6 protein-coding genes, 4 tRNA genes and 6 rRNA genes are annotated in these 21,286 nt (G+C 55.8%); 3 read left to right on the top strand and 13 right to left on the bottom strand.

Annotated features, from left to right (window positions below):
* Positions 1-234: 234 nt before the first annotated feature.
* From rrf (EWM63_RS14645) to EWM63_RS14625, 5 genes are all read right to left on the bottom strand, one after another.
* Positions 235-347 (bottom strand): 5S ribosomal RNA (gene rrf, locus EWM63_RS14645).
* A gap of 144 nt (positions 348-491) precedes the next feature.
* Positions 492-3,367 (bottom strand): 23S ribosomal RNA (locus tag EWM63_RS14640).
* A 208-nt stretch (positions 3,368-3,575) separates the two neighbouring features.
* Positions 3,576-3,651: transfer RNA gene (locus EWM63_RS14635), tRNA-Ala, on the bottom strand.
* 27 nt (positions 3,652-3,678) lie between these two features.
* Positions 3,679-3,755 (bottom strand) — tRNA-Ile (locus EWM63_RS14630).
* Positions 3,756-3,851: 96 nt separating this feature from the next.
* Positions 3,852-5,382 (bottom strand): 16S ribosomal RNA (locus EWM63_RS14625).
* Together the 16S, 23S and 5S rRNA genes with 2 tRNA genes alongside form the textbook arrangement of a ribosomal RNA operon.
* Before the next feature lie 524 nt (positions 5,383-5,906).
* Here EWM63_RS14625 and EWM63_RS14620 point away from each other — a divergent pair.
* Entirely contained in the window at positions 5,907-6,104 is a 198-nt protein-coding gene (locus EWM63_RS14620) for a hypothetical protein (RefSeq protein ID WP_130187182.1), read from the top strand.
* A 583-nt stretch (positions 6,105-6,687) separates the two neighbouring features.
* Here EWM63_RS14620 and EWM63_RS14615 read toward each other — a convergent pair.
* The 6 genes from EWM63_RS14615 to EWM63_RS14590 form a co-directional block, all read right to left on the bottom strand.
* Positions 6,688-8,388: a hypothetical protein gene (locus tag EWM63_RS14615; RefSeq protein ID WP_130187181.1), complete on the bottom strand. Its 1,701-nt coding sequence runs from the start codon at positions 8,386-8,388 to the stop codon at positions 6,688-6,690.
* Positions 8,389-8,777: 389 nt separating this feature from the next.
* Positions 8,778-8,890 (bottom strand): 5S ribosomal RNA (rrf, locus tag EWM63_RS14610).
* A 144-nt stretch (positions 8,891-9,034) separates the two neighbouring features.
* Positions 9,035-11,926: ribosomal RNA gene (locus EWM63_RS14605) — 23S ribosomal RNA — on the bottom strand.
* A 207-nt stretch (positions 11,927-12,133) separates the two neighbouring features.
* A tRNA-Ala gene (locus tag EWM63_RS14600) sits at positions 12,134-12,209 on the bottom strand.
* A 13-nt stretch (positions 12,210-12,222) separates the two neighbouring features.
* Positions 12,223-12,299 (bottom strand) — tRNA-Ile (locus EWM63_RS14595).
* 107 nt (positions 12,300-12,406) lie between these two features.
* Positions 12,407-13,937 (bottom strand): 16S ribosomal RNA (locus tag EWM63_RS14590).
* Between the two features lie 489 nt (positions 13,938-14,426).
* Here EWM63_RS14590 and EWM63_RS14585 point away from each other — a divergent pair.
* Complete coding sequence (locus tag EWM63_RS14585; RefSeq protein WP_130187180.1) at positions 14,427-16,532, top strand: TonB-dependent receptor family protein; 2,106 nt, start codon at positions 14,427-14,429, stop codon at positions 16,530-16,532.
* 110 nt (positions 16,533-16,642) lie between these two features.
* On the opposite strand, the gene rtcA is transcribed toward EWM63_RS14585, so the two are convergent.
* Together rtcA and EWM63_RS14575 are read right to left on the bottom strand one after the other, a co-directional pair.
* On the bottom strand, positions 16,643-17,671 hold the full coding sequence (rtcA, locus tag EWM63_RS14580; protein ID WP_130187179.1) for an RNA 3'-terminal phosphate cyclase: 1,029 nt from the start codon (positions 17,669-17,671) through the stop codon (positions 16,643-16,645).
* Between the two features lie 9 nt (positions 17,672-17,680).
* The gene (locus tag EWM63_RS14575; protein ID WP_207221290.1) at positions 17,681-18,916 is read right to left on the bottom strand and encodes an RtcB family protein; all 1,236 of its coding nucleotides are present in this window, start codon (positions 18,914-18,916) and stop codon (positions 17,681-17,683) included.
* Between the two features lie 194 nt (positions 18,917-19,110).
* Between EWM63_RS14575 and EWM63_RS14570 the strand changes: the two genes are divergently transcribed.
* A complete protein-coding gene (locus EWM63_RS14570) occupies positions 19,111-21,279 on the top strand; it encodes a hypothetical protein (RefSeq protein ID WP_130187178.1) in 2,169 nt (722 codons plus the stop codon).
* Positions 21,280-21,286: the final 7 nt, after the last annotated feature.

Genomic DNA, 21,286 nt, shown 5'->3' with positions numbered 1-21,286 from the left:
GTATGCCATCGTTAGAGGCGATGGACTAATTGCCAAGCATGAAGCCCCATGCAAAAAACCGTACCAGCACACGCCAGCGTTTTTTACCTATAGAGCCTCAAAACCGGTGACAGACACCAATTACTTTGAAATATTTCAAAAAAACCGGTGTCTGTCACCGGTTTTCACCGGTTTTCGAGCAACAAAAGCAAAAAACCCCGCCAGCACACGCTAGCGGGGTTTTTCTATATAACAGCCTGACGATAACCTACTTTCACACTGGTTGCAGCACTATCATCGGCGCAAAGTCGTTTCACGGTCCTGTTCGGGATGGGAAGGGGTGGGACCGACTTGCTATGGTCATCAGGCATGACTTGTACGCAGTGCCGTTCCCTATGGGGCAACGCCACTGCTCAATCCGGAAGAAGTAAAGTTGGGTTGTAGTGTTTAACTACGTCTCATCAAAGAGTAAATGCAAGGAACCATTATTGGTTCATAACCGTCAAGGTTATAGGGACAAGCCGTACGGGCAATTAGTATCAGTTAGCTTAATGCATTACTGCACTTCCACACCTGACCTATCAACGTCCTGGTCTCGAACGACCCTTCAAGGAGCTCAAGGCTCCGGGAAATCTCATCTTAAGGCAAGTTTCCCGCTTAGATGCTTTCAGCGGTTATCTCTTCCGAACTTAGCTACCCGGCAATGCCACTGGCGTGACAACCGGTACACCAGAGGTTCGTCCACTCCGGTCCTCTCGTACTAGGAGCAGCCCCCTTCAAATTTCCAACGCCCACGGCAGATAGGGACCAAACTGTCTCACGACGTTTTAAACCCAGCTCACGTACCACTTTAAATGGCGAACAGCCATACCCTTGGGACCGGCTACAGCCCCAGGATGTGATGAGCCGACATCGAGGTGCCAAACTCCCCCGTCGATATGAACTCTTGGGAGGAATCAGCCTGTTATCCCCAGAGTACCTTTTATCCGTTGAGCGATGGCCCTTCCATACAGAACCACCGGATCACTATGTCCTACTTTCGTACCTGCTCGACTTGTCGGTCTCGCAGTTAAGCACGCTTATGCCATTGCACTATTAGCACGATGTCCGACCGTACCTAGCGTACCTTCGAACTCCTCCGTTACACTTTAGGAGGAGACCGCCCCAGTCAAACTGCCTACCATGCACTGTCCCCGATCCGGATAACGGACCAAGGTTAGAACCTCAAACAAACCAGGGTGGTATTTCAAGGTTGGCTCCACGAGAACTGGCGTCCCCGCTTCAAAGCCTCCCACCTATCCTACACAGATTGGTTCAAAGTCCAATGCAAAGCTACAGTAAAGGTTCATGGGGTCTTTCCGTCTAGCCGCGGGTAGATTGCATCATCACAAACACTTCAACTTCGCTGAGTCTCGGGAGGAGACAGTGTGGCCATCGTTACGCCATTCGTGCAGGTCGGAACTTACCCGACAAGGAATTTCGCTACCTTAGGACCGTTATAGTTACGGCCGCCGTTTACTGGGACTTCAATCAAGAGCTTGCACCCCATCATTTAATCTTCCAGCACCGGGCAGGCGTCACACCCTATACGTCCACTTTCGTGTTTGCAGAGTGCTGTGTTTTTATTAAACAGTCGCAGCCACCATTTTATTGCAACCCTGTCACCCTTCCACAGTAAAGTGGTCAAGCTACTGGGGCGTACCTTTTCCCGAAGTTACGGTACCAATTTGCCGAGTTCCTTCTCCCGAGTTCTCTCAAGCGCCTTAGAATACTCATCTCGCCCACCTGTGTCGGTTTGCGGTACGGTCTCGTATGACTGAAGCTTAGAGGCTTTTCTTGGAACCACTTCCGATTGCTACAGGATCAATGATCCTTCGTCCCAGCCCCTTGAATTATGTGCCCGGATTTGCCTAAGCACTTTCTATGAACCAGAAACTGACTATTCCAACAGTCAGACAACCTTCCGCGATCCGTCCCCCCATCGCATCATACGACGGTGCAGGAATATTAACCTGCTTCCCATCAGCTACGCATCTCTGCCTCGCCTTAGGGGCCGACTCACCCTGCTCCGATGAACGTTGAACAGGAAACCTTGGGCTTACGGCGTGCGGGCTTTTCACCCGCATTATCGCTACTCATGTCAGCATTCGCACTTCTGATACCTCCAGCATCCTTTACAAGACACCTTCGCAGGCTTACAGAACGCTCTCCTACCATATGCATAAATGCATATCCGCAGCTTCGGTGACTGGCTTAGCCCCGTTACATCTTCCGCGCAGGACGACTCGATCAGTGAGCTATTACGCTTTCTTTAAATGATGGCTGCTTCTAAGCCAACATCCTGACTGTTTTAGCCTTCCCACTTCGTTTTCCACTTAGCCAATCTTTGGGACCTTAGCTGGCGGTCTGGGTTGTTTCCCTCTTGACACCGGACGTTAGCACCCGATGTCTGTCTCCCAAGCTCGCACTCATCGGTATTCGGAGTTTGCAATGGTTTGGTAAGTCGCGATGACCCCCTAGCCATAACAGTGCTCTACCCCCGATGGTGATACTTGAGGCACTACCTAAATAGTTTTCGGAGAGAACCAGCTATTTCCAAGTTTGTTTAGCCTTTCACCCCTATCCACAGCTCATCCCCTAATTTTTCAACATTAGTGGGTTCGGTCCTCCAGTGCGTGTTACCGCACCTTCAACCTGGCCATGGATAGATCACTTGGTTTCGGGTCTACACCCAGCAACTAGCGCCCTGTTCGGACTCGATTTCTCTGCGGCTCCCCTATATGGTTAACCTCGCTACTGAATGTAAGTCGCTGACCCATTATACAAAAGGTACGCCGTCACGGAACAAGTCCGCTCCGACTGTTTGTATGCACACGGTTTCAGGATCTATTTCACTCCCCTCCCGGGGTTCTTTTCGCCTTTCCCTCACGGTACTGGTTCACTATCGGTCGATTACGAGTATTTAGCCTTGGAGGATGGTCCCCCCATATTCAGACAGGATTTCTCGTGTCCCGCCCTACTTGTCGCATGCTTAGTACCACCGGTCTGATTTCGCGTACGGGGCTATCACCCGCTATGGCCGCAGTTTCCAATGCGTTCCACTACCAGTCCGACTATCACATGCAGGCTCTTCCCATTTCGCTCGCCACTACTTTGGGAATCTCGGTTGATTTCTTTTCCTGCAGCTACTTAGATGTTTCAGTTCGCCGCGTTCGCTTCACACACCTATGTATTCAGTGAGTGATGACCTATAAGGCCGGGTTTCCCCATTCGGAAATCTTCGGATCAATGCTCGTTTGTCAGCTCCCCGAAGCTTATCGCAGACTTCTACGTCCTTCATCGCCTGTAATCGCCAAGGCATCCACCATGTGCACTTATTCACTTGTCCCTATAACCTTGACGGCTATAGCTACAAGCATTTACTACTGTGTTTGATGAGTTTTTGTATGCGTCCTTTCGGACACTACCCTAAGTGTGCGATGTCTCGCACGCTTAATAAAACTTTACTTCTTCCAGATTGTTAAAGAACGAAACAGCAGTAGTCTCTAAAAGACTAAACATAAAAGTGAACTCGTCACGCTTACGTTTAAACTTTATGGTGGAGGATGACGGGATCGAACCGACGACCCCCTGCTTGCAAAGCAGGTGCTCTCCCAGCTGAGCTAATCCCCCATGGGATACAACTTTGTGCTTGATACGTGGTGGGTCTGGTTGGGCTCGAACCAACGACCCCCGCGTTATCAACACGGTGCTCTAACCAGCTGAGCTACAGACCCGCATTGTTACCTAGCGGTGCTACTGTTTCTTCTTCATTCGACAGTCGATAAGTGTGAGCGTTTGATGCACGATCTTGCGATCCGTGCCGACTCTAGAAAGGAGGTGATCCAGCCGCACCTTCCGATACGGCTACCTTGTTACGACTTCACCCCAGTCACGAATCCTACCGTGGTAAGCGCCCTCCTTGCGGTTAAGCTACCTACTTCTGGTAAAACCCGCTCCCATGGTGTGACGGGCGGTGTGTACAAGACCCGGGAACGTATTCACCGCGACATGCTGATCCGCGATTACTAGCGATTCCAACTTCATGCAGTCGAGTTGCAGACTACAATCCGGACTACGATACACTTTCTGGGATTAGCTCCCCCTCGCGGGTTGGCGGCCCTCTGTATGTACCATTGTATGACGTGTGAAGCCCTACCCATAAGGGCCATGAGGACTTGACGTCATCCCCACCTTCCTCCGGTTTGTCACCGGCAGTCTCATTAGAGTGCTCTTTCGTAGCAACTAATGACAAGGGTTGCGCTCGTTGCGGGACTTAACCCAACATCTCACGACACGAGCTGACGACAGCCATGCAGCACCTGTGTTCAGGTTCCCTTTCGGGCACTCCCAGATCTCTCCGGGATTCCTGACATGTCAAGGGTAGGTAAGGTTTTTCGCGTTGCATCGAATTAATCCACATCATCCACCGCTTGTGCGGGTCCCCGTCAATTCCTTTGAGTTTTAATCTTGCGACCGTACTCCCCAGGCGGTCTACTTCACGCGTTAGCTGCGTTACTAAGTCAATTAAGACCCAACAACTAGTAGACATCGTTTAGGGCGTGGACTACCAGGGTATCTAATCCTGTTTGCTCCCCACGCTTTCGTGCATGAGCGTCAGTCTTGACCCAGGGGGCTGCCTTCGCCATCGGTGTTCCTCCACATCTCTACGCATTTCACTGCTACACGTGGAATTCTACCCCCCTCTGCCAAACTCTAGCCTTGCAGTCTCCATTGCCATTCCCAGGTTAAGCCCGGGGATTTCACAACAGACTTACAAAACCGCCTGCGCACGCTTTACGCCCAGTAATTCCGATTAACGCTTGCACCCTACGTATTACCGCGGCTGCTGGCACGTAGTTAGCCGGTGCTTATTCTTCAGGTACCGTCATGAGGCACGGATATTAGCCGTACCCTTTTCTTCCCTGACAAAAGAGCTTTACAACCCGAAGGCCTTCTTCACTCACGCGGCATTGCTGGATCAGGGTTGCCCCCATTGTCCAAAATTCCCCACTGCTGCCTCCCGTAGGAGTCTGGACCGTGTCTCAGTTCCAGTGTGGCTGGTCGTCCTCTCAGACCAGCTACTGATCGTCGCCTTGGTGAGCCTTTACCTCACCAACTAGCTAATCAGATATCGGCCGCTCCAGGAGCACAAGGCCTTGCGGTCCCCTGCTTTCATCCTTAGATCGTATGCGGTATTAGCGTAACTTTCGCTACGTTATCCCCCACTCTTGGGCACGTTCCGATATATTACTCACCCGTTCGCCACTCGCCACCAGGCCGAAGCCCGTGCTGCCGTTCGACTTGCATGTGTAAAGCATGCCGCCAGCGTTCAATCTGAGCCAGGATCAAACTCTTCAGTTTAATCTCTGTTTACCGACCAATTGGTCGGAGCCTTGAATTCCTCCCACTGGGAGAAATTCACTCACTCAAGATACTGACGAATCATCCGAAGATGATTACGTTTACTTCTTGTGTAAGCGTTTGTTGCTATATTTTGAGCATTCCGGACCGAAGTCCGGGAGGCACATCACATCAAACGCCCACACTTATCGACTGTTGATTGTTAAAGAATTCTTCGCTTTTCAGCGGTTCTGCATTTCGGGATCAACCCGTAGACAAATCGTTGTGTTTGTCAGCAGCAGAGAGGCAAGATTATCGAGTGTTTCGTGCGATTCGTCAAGCTTCTTTTTTGCCCCGCTTCAACTTGCTTGCTTCACTTTCGTGTCAGCGCGTTGCTGCGAGGGACAGAACTATAGCAAAGCTCCGCGAGCTCTGCAAGAACTTCCCGGTCGATTATTTTACGTTCATCGATGGGAATGATTTTCTAACAATAAAACTGCGGGTATTCTTCAACGACATTTTGCTGAGCAACTCAACGATTCCGCTTGCGCGAAGAACAGTGCAGCCATTTCACGCTGAAATCCAAACAGATCCTGGCACTTTCTTCCGGCGCCGCGTCTGTCAAAGCAGGGACGCAACTTGCGGCCGGCAAAATGGATGTGGCCGGCCTGAACGGCAACGCCTGGGGGGTGAATGCCGAGACGGCGGCAAGCTGCCCTGCCGGAGCAGATCGACATTGGTAACCCTGCCTTCGAGTGCTCCTGCCCAAACCATGAGTTCCCTGCAAACATGGCTTGGGGTTCTATCTGGTGCGCGCAGCCCAGCCCTCGCTCCTCAATGACGAGGCGCTGCGATGGGTGGCAGAAGCGATCGTTCACCGGAAGCCGCGCTGCCATTGTCGGGCAGACACGCAAGCGCGAGGAGAAGGATGGCGAGAACATTGCGGCCGGCTTGACAGACCTGCAAACCTGGCTCGAGGAGCTGGCCTGCGGCGGTATCGCGACTGCGCGGGATCGCGGGCCTGATTCCAGTAAGGCATGGCTGCGCGCAGGTCGAGGTTCACGCCGCGCCATCGGGACGGGCTGCGCCGCGTGGCGGGCTTAAGTTTTCAGCCAGCGATGCCGAGTGAGCTTGCCAGTTATGTGCGGAGTTTCCCGCCGCGTACATGCTGTGCGAAGCATCTAACCCGGCAGGACACACTGCCAGCCGTCTCGTGCGGATGTGCACGCTCTTGTCGGCTGGACCACGCCCCAGGAAACCGCGCTGGCCAATCCCACCGATCGGAAACATTCACTCGTCAATGCTTCCGATGTTCTTCACAGGAAGTTATTGCACCAGTTCTTCCGGTGCCGGGACAGCCTTTTTGCGGGCGGCTTTCAACGTTGCCCTGCGCCGCCACAGGAGGAGTGTTCCGAGTACGCCGAAAGCGCCAATGGCAGCGATGGGCAACGGGATTGGTGACGGTTCCGGCTCTGCCACGGTGGAGGGGTCGCGCAGCGCGTCAGGGAATGGGCGGGGTGCGACTGGCACGATTTTCCAGTCGGCCTGGTTTTCCGGAACGCGCGACTGGAACTCGTCAAACGAGAATACCGGCGCTGAACCGGTGACACGGCTCGATGGCGTTTGCGGAATCCGCACCAGGAAGATGGCGTCGATATCGCTCCGAAGTTGCTGCTCGTATGCGGTCAAGGTCCGCTGTGTACCTTTGGCGCCAACGATCTCCAGCAGATCCAGCCCTGCGGCCTCGAACGCGACCGCCGGCAAGAGCCGGGTTTGCTCCTCATTCAAATAGTCGTAAATTTTACGGCCACTCTGCAAGCTGCCATCCTTGGCCGCGATATAGGCATAGGCCGCAAGCGATTTCAGTGGTGCCGTTGGGCCGCGCTTTGGGATTTTCCAGCCGAGCGAATCAAATACGTCGACACTGATACCGGCACAGTTCGCACTGGCATGCCGGTATAGGAAATCGTGGCGGTAGAGCTGGTTGAAAACGCGCTGGACGCCGCCCTGGAAGGCCGCCGCGGTACGCTGGTTGTTCAGGACCGCAACCAGCATCCAGGATGGACGATAGTATTTCTGGCCACTGTTCAGGTCCATCAGGTAATTGTCCATCGGGAGCGTTGCCGCCACGATGCCTTTTTCGCTGACCGAATCCAGGTTATAGAAATTGTTGACGGCCCAGTCCGACCATTCGCCGCGGTCACCGACACGGCCGGTAGCAACAGCAAAATGCCCGCCCAGCGATTCATCGTCATCGCCCTGGGCACCATTCAGGACGAAGCCCAGCACGGGCTTCTGTTTCCAATCGCGAGCCTGGCCGGGATGCCGTTCCCATAACAGGCGCGTTTCGATCCCGCGTGTCTCCTTGATCGGTTCACGCACGAACGCAGCCAGCTCCGATGGCTCTCGGAGTGGCTTGCTTTGCAGTTTGGCTGGTTCGAAAGCGAAATCGCTTGGCCAGATCGTACGGGCAACGAAGACCTCTTTTTCGCCCGCCCTCTCGATTGCACCGCGCATGCGCACCTCGCGCCCTGCAAAATAGTCGGCAGTAGCACCGTTGGCGTAGGAAAGGTTCGTGGAAATCTTCGGCACCAGCTTGATGTCGAGTTCAATGCCGGCATTGGTACGAACACGCCCCGCGCCAGGCAGCATCACCGCCCCCTCGAGGATACTTGGCGCACCGATCCAGACCAATGATGGATAGGCCAGCTTTTCCACCCCCGGCCCGGCAGCCCAATTGCCGACATCGCTCTTCCTGTCCACCCCACGGCTAAAGCCCGACACTGCCGCGCCCTTGCCCGGTACGGCAATCAGATCGTTTTCGAAATACCACAGCCCCTGCTTCGGCACCGTGCAGGCACCGCATTTTCCGGTACGCAGAAGCATACTCTCGGCAGACAACAGCCCGATGGATTCAGCCTCCAGAGCACCTTTCACTCCTGCGCTCGATGCATTCATTGTGGACTCTGCAGCGCAGGCAAACGATGTAACCACAGCGGCGGCTGCGGCAAGGAGTTTTCGGGCCATGCTGATTCCTCAGTTTGGGAAAAAGCAGAGCTTACCGTAAATAAGATCAGTGAAATTGATCTTATACATCATCTGCGGAAAAGTAAGGTTCGGCGGCAAAAATACGACAACAGATCGGTAATGTGTTTTCGAGCAGCCAAAGCAAAAAACCCCGCCAGCACACGCTAGCGGGGTTTTTCTATGTAACAGCCTGATTAAACCAACTTTCACACTGGATGCAGTAGCGACGTCCAGCAGTGCTGGGCGGAGCAATCGGCGCTACCTTTGGCAGTGCCCGGCGCAGGACTAAAACCAGGGCGCCGGAGCCAAGTCTGCGGCGTACTGCAAAGCATGAGCGCAAATGAAAAAAGCCCACTGCGTTCACGCAATGGGCTTCTCTCGGAATAACAGCCTGACGATAACCTACTTTCACACTGGTTGCAGCACTATCATCGGCGCAAAGTCGTTTCACGGTCCTGTTCGGGATGGGAAGGGGTGGGACCGACTTGCTATGGTCATCAGGCATGACTTGTACGCAGTGCCGTTCCCTATGGGGCAACGCCACTGCTCAATCCGGAAGAAGTAAAGTTGGGTTGTAGTGTTTAACTACATCTCATCAAAGAGTAAATGCAAGGAATCATCATTGATTCATAACCGTCAAGGTTATAGGGACAAGCCGTACGGGCAATTAGTATCAGTTAGCTTAATGCATTACTGCACTTCCACACCTGACCTATCAACGTCCTGGTCTCGAACGACCCTTCAAGGAGCTCAAGGCTCCGGGAAATCTCATCTTAAGGCAAGTTTCCCGCTTAGATGCTTTCAGCGGTTATCTCTTCCGAACTTAGCTACCCGGCAATGCCACTGGCGTGACAACCGGTACACCAGAGGTTCGTCCACTCCGGTCCTCTCGTACTAGGAGCAGCCCCCTTCAAATTTCCAACGCCCACGGCAGATAGGGACCAAACTGTCTCACGACGTTTTAAACCCAGCTCACGTACCACTTTAAATGGCGAACAGCCATACCCTTGGGACCGGCTACAGCCCCAGGATGTGATGAGCCGACATCGAGGTGCCAAACTCCCCCGTCGATATGAACTCTTGGGAGGAATCAGCCTGTTATCCCCAGAGTACCTTTTATCCGTTGAGCGATGGCCCTTCCATACAGAACCACCGGATCACTATGTCCTACTTTCGTACCTGCTCGACTTGTCGGTCTCGCAGTTAAGCACGCTTATGCCATTGCACTATTAGCACGATGTCCGACCGTACCTAGCGTACCTTCGAACTCCTCCGTTACACTTTAGGAGGAGACCGCCCCAGTCAAACTGCCTACCATGCACTGTCCCCGATCCGGATAACGGACCAAGGTTAGAACCTCAAACAAACCAGGGTGGTATTTCAAGGTTGGCTCCACGAGAACTGGCGTCCCCGCTTCAAAGCCTCCCACCTATCCTACACAGATTGGTTCAAAGTCCAATGCAAAGCTACAGTAAAGGTTCATGGGGTCTTTCCGTCTAGCCGCGGGTAGATTGCATCATCACAAACACTTCAACTTCGCTGAGTCTCGGGAGGAGACAGTGTGGCCATCGTTACGCCATTCGTGCAGGTCGGAACTTACCCGACAAGGAATTTCGCTACCTTAGGACCGTTATAGTTACGGCCGCCGTTTACTGGGACTTCAATCAAGAGCTTGCACCCCATCATTTAATCTTCCAGCACCGGGCAGGCGTCACACCCTATACGTCCACTTTCGTGTTTGCAGAGTGCTGTGTTTTTATTAAACAGTCGCAGCCACCATTTTATTGCAACCCTGTCACCCTTCTGCAGTAAAGCAGTCAAGCTACTGGGGCGTACCTTTTCCCGAAGTTACGGTACCAATTTGCCGAGTTCCTTCTCCCGAGTTCTCTCAAGCGCCTTAGAATACTCATCTCGCCCACCTGTGTCGGTTTGCGGTACGGTCTCGTATGACTGAAGCTTAGAGGCTTTTCTTGGAACCACTTCCGATTGCTACAGGATCAATGATCCTTCGTCCCAGTCCCTTGAATTATGTGCCCGGATTTGCCTAAGCACCTTCTATGAACCAGAAACTGACTATTCCAACAGTCAGACAACCTTCCGCGATCCGTCCCCCCATCGCATCATACGACGGTGCAGGAATATTAACCTGCTTCCCATCAGCTACGCATCTCTGCCTCGCCTTAGGGGCCGACTCACCCTGCTCCGATGAACGTTGAACAGGAAACCTTGGGCTTACGGCGTGCGGGCTTTTCACCCGCATTATCGCTACTCATGTCAGCATTCGCACTTCTGATACCTCCAGCATCCTTTACAAGACACCTTCGCAGGCTTACAGAACGCTCTCCTACCATATAGATCAAGTAATAAATTACGAGAAATATATCCGCAGCTTCGGTGACTGGCTTAGCCCCGTTACATCTTCCGCGCAGGACGACTCGATCAGTGAGCTATTACGCTTTCTTTAAATGATGGCTGCTTCTAAGCCAACATCCTGACTGTTTTAGCCTTCCCACTTCGTTTTCCACTTAGCCAATCTTTGGGACCTTAGCTGGCGGTCTGGGTTGTTTCCCTCTTGACACCGGACGTTAGCACCCGATGTCTGTCTCCCAAGCTCGCACTCATCGGTATTCGGAGTTTGCAATGGTTTGGTAAGTCGCGATGACCCCCTAGCCATAACAGTGCTCTACCCCCGATGGTGATACTTGAGGCACTACCTAAATAGTTTTCGGAGAGAACCAGCTATTTCCAAGTTTGTTTAGCCTTTCACCCCTATCCACAGCTCATCCCCTAATTTTTCAACATTAGTGGGTTCGGTCCTCCAGTGCGTGTTACCGCACCTTCAACCTGGCCATGGATAGATCACTTGGTTTCGGGTCTACACCCAGCAACTAACGCCCTGTTCGGACTCGATTTCTCTGCGGCTCCCCTATTCGGTTAACCTCGCTACTGAATGTAAGTCGCTGACCCATTATACAAAAGGTACGCCGTCACGGAACAAGTCCGCTCCGACTGTTTGTATGCACACGGTTTCAGGATCTATTTCACTCCCCTCCCGGGGTTCTTTTCGCCTTTCCCTCACGGTACTGGTTCACTATCGGTCGATTACGAGTATTTAGCCTTGGAGGATGGTCCCCCCATATTCAGACAGGATTTCTCGTGTCCCGCCCTACTTGTCGCATGCTTAGTACCACCGGTCTGATTTCGCGTACGGGGCTATCACCCGCTATGGCCGCAGTTTCCAATGCGTTCCACTACCAGTCCGACTATCACATGCAGGCTCTTCCCATTTCGCTCGCCACTACTTTGGGAATCTCGGTTGATTTCTTTTCCTGCAGCTACTTAGATGTTTCAGTTCGCCGCGTTCGCTTCACACACCTATGTATTCAGTGAGTGATGACCTATAAGGCCGGGTTTCCCCATTCGGAAATCTTCGGATCAATGCTCGTTTGTCAGCTCCCCGAAGCTTATCGCAGACTTCTACGTCCTTCATCGCCTGTAATCGCCAAGGCATCCACCATGTGCACTTATTCACTTGTCCCTATAACCTTGACGGCTATAGCTACAAGCATTTACTACTGTGTTTGATGAGTTTTTGTATGCGTCCTTTCGGACACTACCCTAAGTGTGCGATGTCTCGCACGCTTAATAAAACTTTACTTCTTCCAGATTGTTAAAGAACGAAACAGCAGTAGTCTCTAAAAGACTAAACATAAAAGTGAACTCGTCACGCTTACGTTTAAGCTTTTGGTGGAGGATGACGGGATCGAACCGACGACCCCCTGCTTGCAAAGCAGGTGCTCTCCCAGCTGAGCTAATCCCCCTGGGCTTGATACTTGGTGGGTCTGGTTGGGCTCGAACCAACGACCCCCGCGTTATCAACACGGTGCTCTAACCAGCTGAGCTACAGACCCGCATTATTGATACTTGCGTATCTAGCGGTGCTACTGTTTCTTCTTCATTCGACAGTCGATAAGTGTGAGCGTTTGATGCACGATCTTGCGATCCGTGCCGACTCTAGAAAGGAGGTGATCCAGCCGCACCTTCCGATACGGCTACCTTGTTACGACTTCACCCCAGTCACGAATCCTACCGTGGTAAGCGCCCTCCTTGCGGTTAAGCTACCTACTTCTGGTAAAACCCGCTCCCATGGTGTGACGGGCGGTGTGTACAAGACCCGGGAACGTATTCACCGCGACATGCTGATCCGCGATTACTAGCGATTCCAACTTCATGCAGTCGAGTTGCAGACTACAATCCGGACTACGATACACTTTCTGGGATTAGCTCCCCCTCGCGGGTTGGCGGCCCTCTGTATGTACCATTGTATGACGTGTGAAGCCCTACCCATAAGGGCCATGAGGACTTGACGTCATCCCCACCTTCCTCCGGTTTGTCACCGGCAGTCTCATTAGAGTGCTCTTTCGTAGCAACTAATGACAAGGGTTGCGCTCGTTGCGGGACTTAACCCAACATCTCACGACACGAGCTGACGACAGCCATGCAGCACCTGTGTTCAGGTTCCCTTTCGGGCACTCCCGGATCTCTCCAGGATTCCTGACATGTCAAGGGTAGGTAAGGTTTTTCGCGTTGCATCGAATTAATCCACATCATCCACCGCTTGTGCGGGTCCCCGTCAATTCCTTTGAGTTTTAATCTTGCGACCGTACTCCCCAGGCGGTCTACTTCACGCGTTAGCTGCGTTACTAAGTCAATTAAGACCCAACAACTAGTAGACATCGTTTAGGGCGTGGACTACCAGGGTATCTAATCCTGTTTGCTCCCCACGCTTTCGTGCATGAGCGTCAGTCTTGACCCAGGGGGCTGCCTTCGCCATCGGTGTTCCTCCACATCTCTACGCATTTCACTGCTACACGTGGAATTCTACCCCCCTCTGCCAAACTCTAGCCTTGCAGTCTCCATTGCCATTCCCAGGTTAAGCCCGGGGATTTCACAACAGACTTACAAAACCGCCTGCGCACGCTTTACGCCCAGTAATTCCGATTAACGCTTGCACCCTACGTATTACCGCGGCTGCTGGCACGTAGTTAGCCGGTGCTTATTCTTCAGGTACCGTCATGAGGCACGGATATTAGCCGTACCCTTTTCTTCCCTGACAAAAGAGCTTTACAACCCGAAGGCCTTCTTCACTCACGCGGCATTGCTGGATCAGGGTTGCCCCCATTGTCCAAAATTCCCCACTGCTGCCTCCCGTAGGAGTCTGGACCGTGTCTCAGTTCCAGTGTGGCTGGTCGTCCTCTCAGACCAGCTACTGATCGTCGCCTTGGTGAGCCTTTACCTCACCAACTAGCTAATCAGATATCGGCCGCTCCAGGAGCATGAGGTCTTGCGATCCCCCACTTTCATCCATAGATCGTATGCGGTATTAGCGTAACTTTCGCTACGTTATCCCCCACTCTTGGGCACGTTCCGATATATTACTCACCCGTTCGCCACTCGCCACCAGGCCGAAGCCCGTGCTGCCGTTCGACTTGCATGTGTAAAGCATGCCGCCAGCGTTCAATCTGAGCCAGGATCAAACTCTTCAGTTTAATCTCTGTTTTATGTCGTTTCCGACATGGTCACTCACTCAAATAACTGACGAATCATCCGAAGATGATTACGTTTATTACTTGTGTAAGCGTTTGTTGCTATATTTTGAGCATTCCGGACCGAAATCCGGAGGCACATCGCATCAAACGCCCACACTTATCGACTGTTGATTGTTAAAGAATTCTGCCCAAGTATTTCAACTTCGGGCTTGCTGCGGACCCGGTGAACTTTCGTTCGACCCGGCGACAAATCGTTGTGTTTGTCAGCAGCAGAGAGATGAGATTATGCGGTGTTTCGTGCAGCTCGTCAACCCCTCGGTTTGTTTCGCAATGTTTCGCTAGCGATTCAAACCACCTTTCGCATCGTTTCGTTTTCACTCTACGTTGCGGCAGGGACAGAACTATAGCAAACGGCGAATCGCCCGGCAAGCCCAGCGACGCTTTTTTTCTCCGCACGGTATAGTGCTGACAACTATTGCGAGCTCATCCATGCGAAAACCTTCCTTATTGAAGATCACCGCCACCTTGTGTGCGGCCTATTCCGCCTGCGCTACCGCGGCCGAACCGCTGGCCGACGTGGTCGTCATTACCGCCAGCCGCATTGAACATGCCAGTTTCGAACTTCCTGCCGCGATCGACGTCATCGACGCCGCCCGGATCCGCGATGCCCAATTGCGTGTCAACGCTTCCGAATCGCTGGTAGCGATACCGGGACTGGTGGTCCAGAACCGTCAGAATTATGCGCAGGATTTGCAGATTTCTTCGCGCGGCTTTGGTGCCCGTTCCGCATTTGGCGTGCGTGGGGTGCGCCTGATTGCTGACGGCATTCCAGCAACCATGCCGGATGGCCAGGGTCAGGCAGCCACCTTCAACCTGGATCGGGCCCAGCGTATCGAAGTACTACGCGGCCCGTTCTCTGCACTGTATGGAAATCACTCGGGTGGCGTCATCCAGCTGTTCACCGAAGAAGGCCGCGATCCCGCATCCGTCGAGATGTCGATGATGGCCGGCAGCGATGGCCAGCGCAAGATCGATCTCAGCACCCAGGGGCGCGCGGGCCAGATCGGCTATGTCGTCGATGTTTCCCGGTTCGATACCGACGGCTATCGCGACCATAGTGCCGCGCGCCGCGACCAGCAATTCGCCAAGCTGACCGTTGCGCCGGATTCCCGCAGCAAGCTGACACTGGTCGCCAGCAGCCTGCGCCAGAAGGATACGGAAGATCCGCTCGGCGTGCAGTGGGCTACCTACGAGCGCGACCCGCGCGCCGGCGAGATCGACCCGACCGATACCGCATCTCCGAAGCGCACCTATGCGGAGCGCTACGACACCCGCAAAAGCATCGACCACAACCAGGCCGGCGCCAGTTACGACGTGTACTTCGGCGAGAACCGCCTGCATCTGATGGCATATGGGGGCAATCGCGAAGTGGTGCAATACCAATCCTTCTCGCGCGGTTTCCAGGCGCCCGCCACGCACTCCGGCGGCGTCATCGACTTCGACCGCGATTTCTACGGCGCGGCCATCAACTGGACCGATGTGCGGCGTTTCGACCAGGGCGTGCTGCGCACCACCATTGGCCTCGATTACGACCGCTCGACGGATGACCGTAAAGGCTATGAGAACTTTGCGGGCGCCCAGTTCGGCGTCAAGGGCGCCCTGCGGCGCGAAGAAGAGGACGTGGTCTCCAACGTCGATCCATACGTGCAGACCGAATGGCAGAGCGGCCCATGGCGGCTGACGGCGGGCGTGCGGCACAGCCAGATAAAAGTGGAGGTGGACGACCGCTACCTTTCGAACGGCAATGACAGCGGCGACCTCACGTTCACGCGCACCACACCTGTGCTGGGCGCGCTGTACAAGGTAACGCCCGACCTCAACGTGTATGTCAGCGCCGCGCGCGGTTTTGAAACGCCAACGCTGAATGAATTGTTCTACTCCGGCACAGCCGACGGCTTCAACTACAACCTGCGCCCCGCGCGCAGCACGCACGTGGAAGCCGGCACGAAAATCCGGCTGGCCGAAAACGCACGCGTGGATGTAGCACTGTTCGAAGTCCGCACGCGCGACGAGGTGGTGGTGGATGCTTCCAGCGGCGGCCGGACGAGCTACCGCAACGCCAGCAAGACACTGCGCCAGGGGATCGAAGTATCGGTCGATGCATCCTGGGCCGGCGGGTTCGCGGCCCGTGCCGCACTCACCAACTTGCGCGCGGTCTACGACCAGGCGTTCGGCAGTGTCGCCGAAGGCAGCCGCCTGCCGGGCGTCGCACGCACCACGGCTTATGGCGAGCTGGCCTGGAAGGATGACGGCGGCCGCTATGGCGCGGCGCTCGAAGCACTCGCCAATGGCAAGGTCTATGCCGAAGACACGAACCGGGAAAAAGCGGCACCGGGCTATGGCTTGCTCAACCTGCGCTTCACGGCCATGCAACCGATCGGCGGCTGGCGTTTGAAGGAGTTCATCCGCCTGAACAACCTGCTCGACAAGGGCTATGTCGGTTCAGTGATCGTCGGGGACACGAACAAGCGCTATTACGAGGCGGCGCCTGGTCGCAATTGGCAGGCCGGCTTCAGCGCCCAGTATTTGTTCTAAGCCATCCACGCATCTTGGGCGCCGTTTGGCCGGCTGCGCAAGCTATAGTGCGGGCCCGGGGACAGGCCTGGAAGACATCCGGCGCAGGCCATGAGCCTGGCAAAGCGCGGTCAGCGTGGTTTCCGGGCAGCGATCGTGCACAGGCTGTAGCCTTCCGCCGCTTCGAACGTCACGTGCACAGGCAGGAATTGCGCAATGACTTCCGCGTTGGTGATCGCATGCTGCGACACATGATCGACCGTATAACTGCCGCCACCGGCCAGTGCGAGCGGCAGCATCAGCTGGTCGCCCAGGTGCTCCCCCACAGCTGCACCGGACACCAGGTAACGCTTGGCCTCCAGCGCCGCGTCGCCAGCCACATCCTCGGCACGGCGGCGCTTCTCGCCCACCGATGAAAACACTTCCGTCACGTGCTCGCTTTCCAGGATGATCAATACGGCGTTGCCCGGCCCCTGATCGTTGGCCAGCGGATGCGAGAACAACTGGTCGTCGCGCCAGTGCAGCGCCTTGCCGATGCTTTCGAGTTCGCGCTGCGCAACCGATAGCGGGAGCGCGGCAACGTAGGCTTCGGCCCGCCCCTCGCGCAATGTGCCGCGCTCGGGCAAATGCAATTGACGCAATTGCGTGCAGGGCCAGATGGCCGCACACACTTCCCCGCCACCATTCGGATAGAAGCCGAAGCGCTTCAATTCGAAGTCGACCTGGGCGCCCATTTCCCGCAACATGCGCGCATAGGCATGTTCGATAAAGTGCGCGGGCGGCGCTTTTGGATTGTGGGTGCCGCCGCTGACCTTGACCACCGATGGCACGTCCGCATGCAGCAGCGCCGGGATCAGCGTCTGCAATACCAGCGTCGCACTGCCCGCGGTGCCGATGGCGAATTCATAGACGCCTCCCTTGATGCAGCGAGGCGTGAACGCCAGCTCGGTGGAGCCGACTTCAGCGTGGGTGACTTCCGCATCGCATATCGTGGCGGCGGAGCGCACCGCCATCAGGTGCTGCCGCATCAATCCGGGCTTTGGCCGGTTCGCGCGGATATTGCGGATCCTGAACGGCTGCCCGGTGATCATCGACAGCGTCAGCGACGACCGCAGGATCTGGCCTCCGCCTTCCCCCGCCCCTCCATCGAGCTCGATCATCGTGGCACCTCAGCCTTTTACACAGACAACCTGCTTCAACGTATGCACCACCTCGACCAGGTCGCGCTGCGCGTGCATCACGGCGTCGATATCCTTGTAGGCCATCGGGATCTCATCCACCACGCCTTCATCCTTGCGGCACTCGACACCCTGTGTGGCGCGCGCCTGGTCTTCGCGCGTGAAACGCCGCTTTGCCTCGCTGCGGCTCATCGTACGGCCAGCCCCGTGGCTGCAACTGGTAAAGCTTTCTTCGTTGCCCTTGCCGCGCACGATGTAGCTGCGCGCCCCCATCGACCCGGGGATGATTCCCAGTTCGCCGGCCCTGGCCGATACCGCGCCCTTGCGCGTCACCAGCACGTCCTGGCCGAAGTGCCGTTCCTTCTGCACATAGTTGTGATGGCAATTGACGGCTTCCACGTGCGTCTCGAACGGCTTTTTGATCACAGTGCGAACAGCCTTGACCAGGTTCTGCATCATCACCTCGCGGTTCATGCGGGCAAACTTCTGCGCCCACCCCACGGCTTCCACGTAGTCGTCGTAATGCTGCGTGCCTTCCTTCAGATAGGCCAGGTCGCGATCGGGCAGGTTGGCCAGGTGGGTGCGCATATCCTGCTGCGCCAGTTCGATGAAATGCGTGCCGATCGCATTGCCTACGCCGCGCGAACCGGAGTGCAGCATCAGCCAGACGGCGCCCTCCTCGTCGAGGCAGACCTCAATGAAGTGGTTACCGGTACCGAGCGTGCCCAGGTGCTTGTAGTTGTTGGTGTGCCGCAGCTTGGGCGTCTTGGCGCAGATAACGTCGAACTCATCCTTCAACTGCATCCATGCTGCATCCACCGCGGAGGGCGGGTCCTGCCACGAGCCCTGGTCGCGGCCCTTGAAGCCGCGCGTCTTCGGCGACAAGCCGTGGGGAATCGCCTTTTCGATCGCACTGCGCAGCGGGCCCAGGTTGTCCGGCAGGTCACTGGCGGCCAGCGTGGTCTTGGCAGCCATCATGCCGCAGCCGATGTCGACGCCCACGGCGGCGGGAATGACCGCGCCCAGCGTGGGGATGACGCTGCCGATCGTCGAGCCCTTGCCCAGGTGGACATCGGGCATGACGGCGATGTGCTTGTAAATAAAGGGCATCTTCGCCGTGTTCGCCAGCTGCTCCTTTGCCTCTGGCTCCACCGGCACGCCGTGCGTCCACATCTTGACGGGGCGGCCGCCCTTCACGTCCATGGTGTCGTAGTCCGAGTCGATCATGGTTTTTCTCCTGCCGCATTATCGGCGATCCCGCAGGACGGGCGCACACGATCAGTTCACACGCGGTTCAATGCAGGCAGCCCATGCGCTTGCAATGGCGAAGAAGTTCTGAAAAGAGACAATAATTTTCCTTAAATAACATTATTTATTGGCAATAACTTAAAATATGACATTACAAAATCACAACTAGGTCCATGAGAAAAAACCTGATTCGACTTCCCGTCCTTGCTGCCTTGATATCCCTGGTGGCAGCATGTGGCGGCGGCGGGGGCGGTGACACTGCATCTGGCACGCCTGCCGTTATCCCGCCTTTGGCGCCCATCATCGATACCGACAAGGATGGCGTGGCGGACGCAAACGATGTGGCACCGGCGGATGCCGCATGCGCGAGTGCATCGGATGCCAGCGGAGGCGTCTGCTACGTGAGAACACTGGTCAAATCTCGCCTGCGGATCGTCGGCAATGCGGAAGGCAAGATATTCTTCAGCGCCGAGGAAGACGCTCTACGGCTCTACAGCTACGACTTGAAAACCCGCCATTTCCTCGGCCGTGTCGATATGGCAGGATTTACCCCCGCCGCGTATGCCTACGTTCCCGCGCACGGCAAGCTGTATGTGGGCGACGACGCAGGAAAGATCCGCGCGTACAGCGAGTCACTGCAGCAGGACAATGCCATCTTCGCCACCGTCAAGGAATCGATCGGTGGAATGGCCGCCGCCGGCCAGTTCCTGATCGTGCAGGACAGCAGCGGGGCCTGGGCGACCCACTCCAGCTTCGACAAGCGTGGCACCCTGGCCGACAGCAAGGACTGGAATTATTACTCCCGCCATTACGAGTGGGCACCTGGCCAGGCGCGGCTGTATTTCTTCCGGGATCACACGCCGAATGACCTGATGTTCGAAGTGATCGATCAGGCAACGGGGAAAATCACGTCCTCTGGCGAGACGCCGTATCACGGGTCATACGATATCGCGGGCCCCATCCGCGCCAACGAGGCGGGATCGAAAATCATTCTCGGTACCGGAGACATCTACGACGCGCCATCGCTTACCTGGAGTGCCAACATCGGCAAGACTTTCGCCGATGCCGCCTGGATCGGGAATAACGAACTGCTGGTGCTGACGGCGGACCGGCGGCTGCGCCGCTATGACAGCGCGCTGGCCCAGCTTGAGGAGCTGCCCGTCAACGGCGAAGTACTGGCGCTTGCCGCCAGCGCCGGCACGACTTACCTCGTCACCCGGCTGGCAGACCAGCTTGCGTTCGTCGCCTACAAGCCAAGCAACGACAGCGATGGCGACGGCTATGCGAATACGGCCGATAAATTCCCTTTGGATAAGACGGCGGCCGTCGACAGCGACAACGATGGGTTCCCCGATGCCTTCCTGAATGGCTATGGTGCGACGGACAGCACGACGGGCTTGACCGTGGACGCCTATCCGCATGACGCGGCGTGCCATGCCGCGGCAGAAGGTAACGGCACGGCTTGCAATTACACGGCAGTGATTCCCTCCTATATGCCGGACCGGGTTCTTGCGGACAACGGCGACACGGTCTACCTGCTGAGCGTCGCCAACAAGCGGGTTTACCGGTGGTCGAAGTCGCGCCAGGCCTATATCGCGCCGCTCGTGGTGGGGCAGCAGGAAACCCCGACCTTGATGGCTTATTCAGCCGATCACAATCGTCTCTACTTTGGCCACGACTCCGGCAGCATCACCTATGTCGACCTGGCGGGAGATCCCGTGGAAAGAAAACTGGCTTCCACGGCGGGCGCAGTGCGTGGCCTGGCGGCAGCCGGTAAATACCTGCTGGCGCAAGATCCAACCGGCGCATGGGCAACGCATTACGTGTTCGACAAGGCCGGCACGCTGGCGTCGTCGAAAGACTGGAACTACTACTCGGGGCATTACGAGTGGAACGCCAACCAGTCCCGGATGTACTTCTTCCGCGACGACACGTCGCCGAATGACTTGATGTACGAAACCATCGACCAGGCGACCGGCCAGATCTCCGGCGCCGGCGACTCTCCGTATCACGGCGAGTTGCGGACGAGCGGGCCAATCAGGGTATCCGGAGGCGGCGGGCGCATCGTCATCGGCAGCGGCGTCGTCCTCAGCCCTGTCGACCTGATGATCGTGAAAAACCTCGGGAAGACATTCATGGATGCACAGTGGCGTGCCGATGGTTCGCTGGTGACGCTGGCTGCCACGGGCGCCCGCAGCAATGTCACCTGGTATGACACCAACTTGAACCTGGTGCGAGAGCAGAGCTTCGAAGGTACGCCAATGGCGTTGGTGAGAGCGGGCGACACTACCGTGGTTGTCACGCAGCTGGGCAACGCGCCGAGCCTGAGCGTGCTTCCCTGACGCGTCA

Source organism: Pseudoduganella lutea (genome assembly GCF_004209755.1).
Classification (GTDB): domain Bacteria; phylum Pseudomonadota; class Gammaproteobacteria; order Burkholderiales; family Burkholderiaceae_D; genus Rugamonas; species Rugamonas lutea.
This window is presented reverse-complemented; position numbering and strand designations above follow the sequence as displayed.

Coding starts and splice junctions, on each gene's coding strand:
- EWM63_RS14570 (WP_130187178.1), top strand. CDS start 19,111: ATGAGAAAAAACCTGATTCGACTTCCCGTCCTTGCTGCCTTGATATCC.
- rtcA (WP_130187179.1), bottom strand. CDS start 17,671: ATGATCGAGCTCGATGGAGGGGCGGGGGAAGGCGGAGGCCAGATCCTG.
- EWM63_RS14615 (WP_130187181.1), bottom strand. CDS start 8,388: ATGGCCCGAAAACTCCTTGCCGCAGCCGCCGCTGTGGTTACATCGTTT.
- EWM63_RS14575 (WP_207221290.1), bottom strand. CDS start 18,916: ATGATCGACTCGGACTACGACACCATGGACGTGAAGGGCGGCCGCCCC.
- EWM63_RS14585 (WP_130187180.1), top strand. CDS start 14,427: ATGCGAAAACCTTCCTTATTGAAGATCACCGCCACCTTGTGTGCGGCC.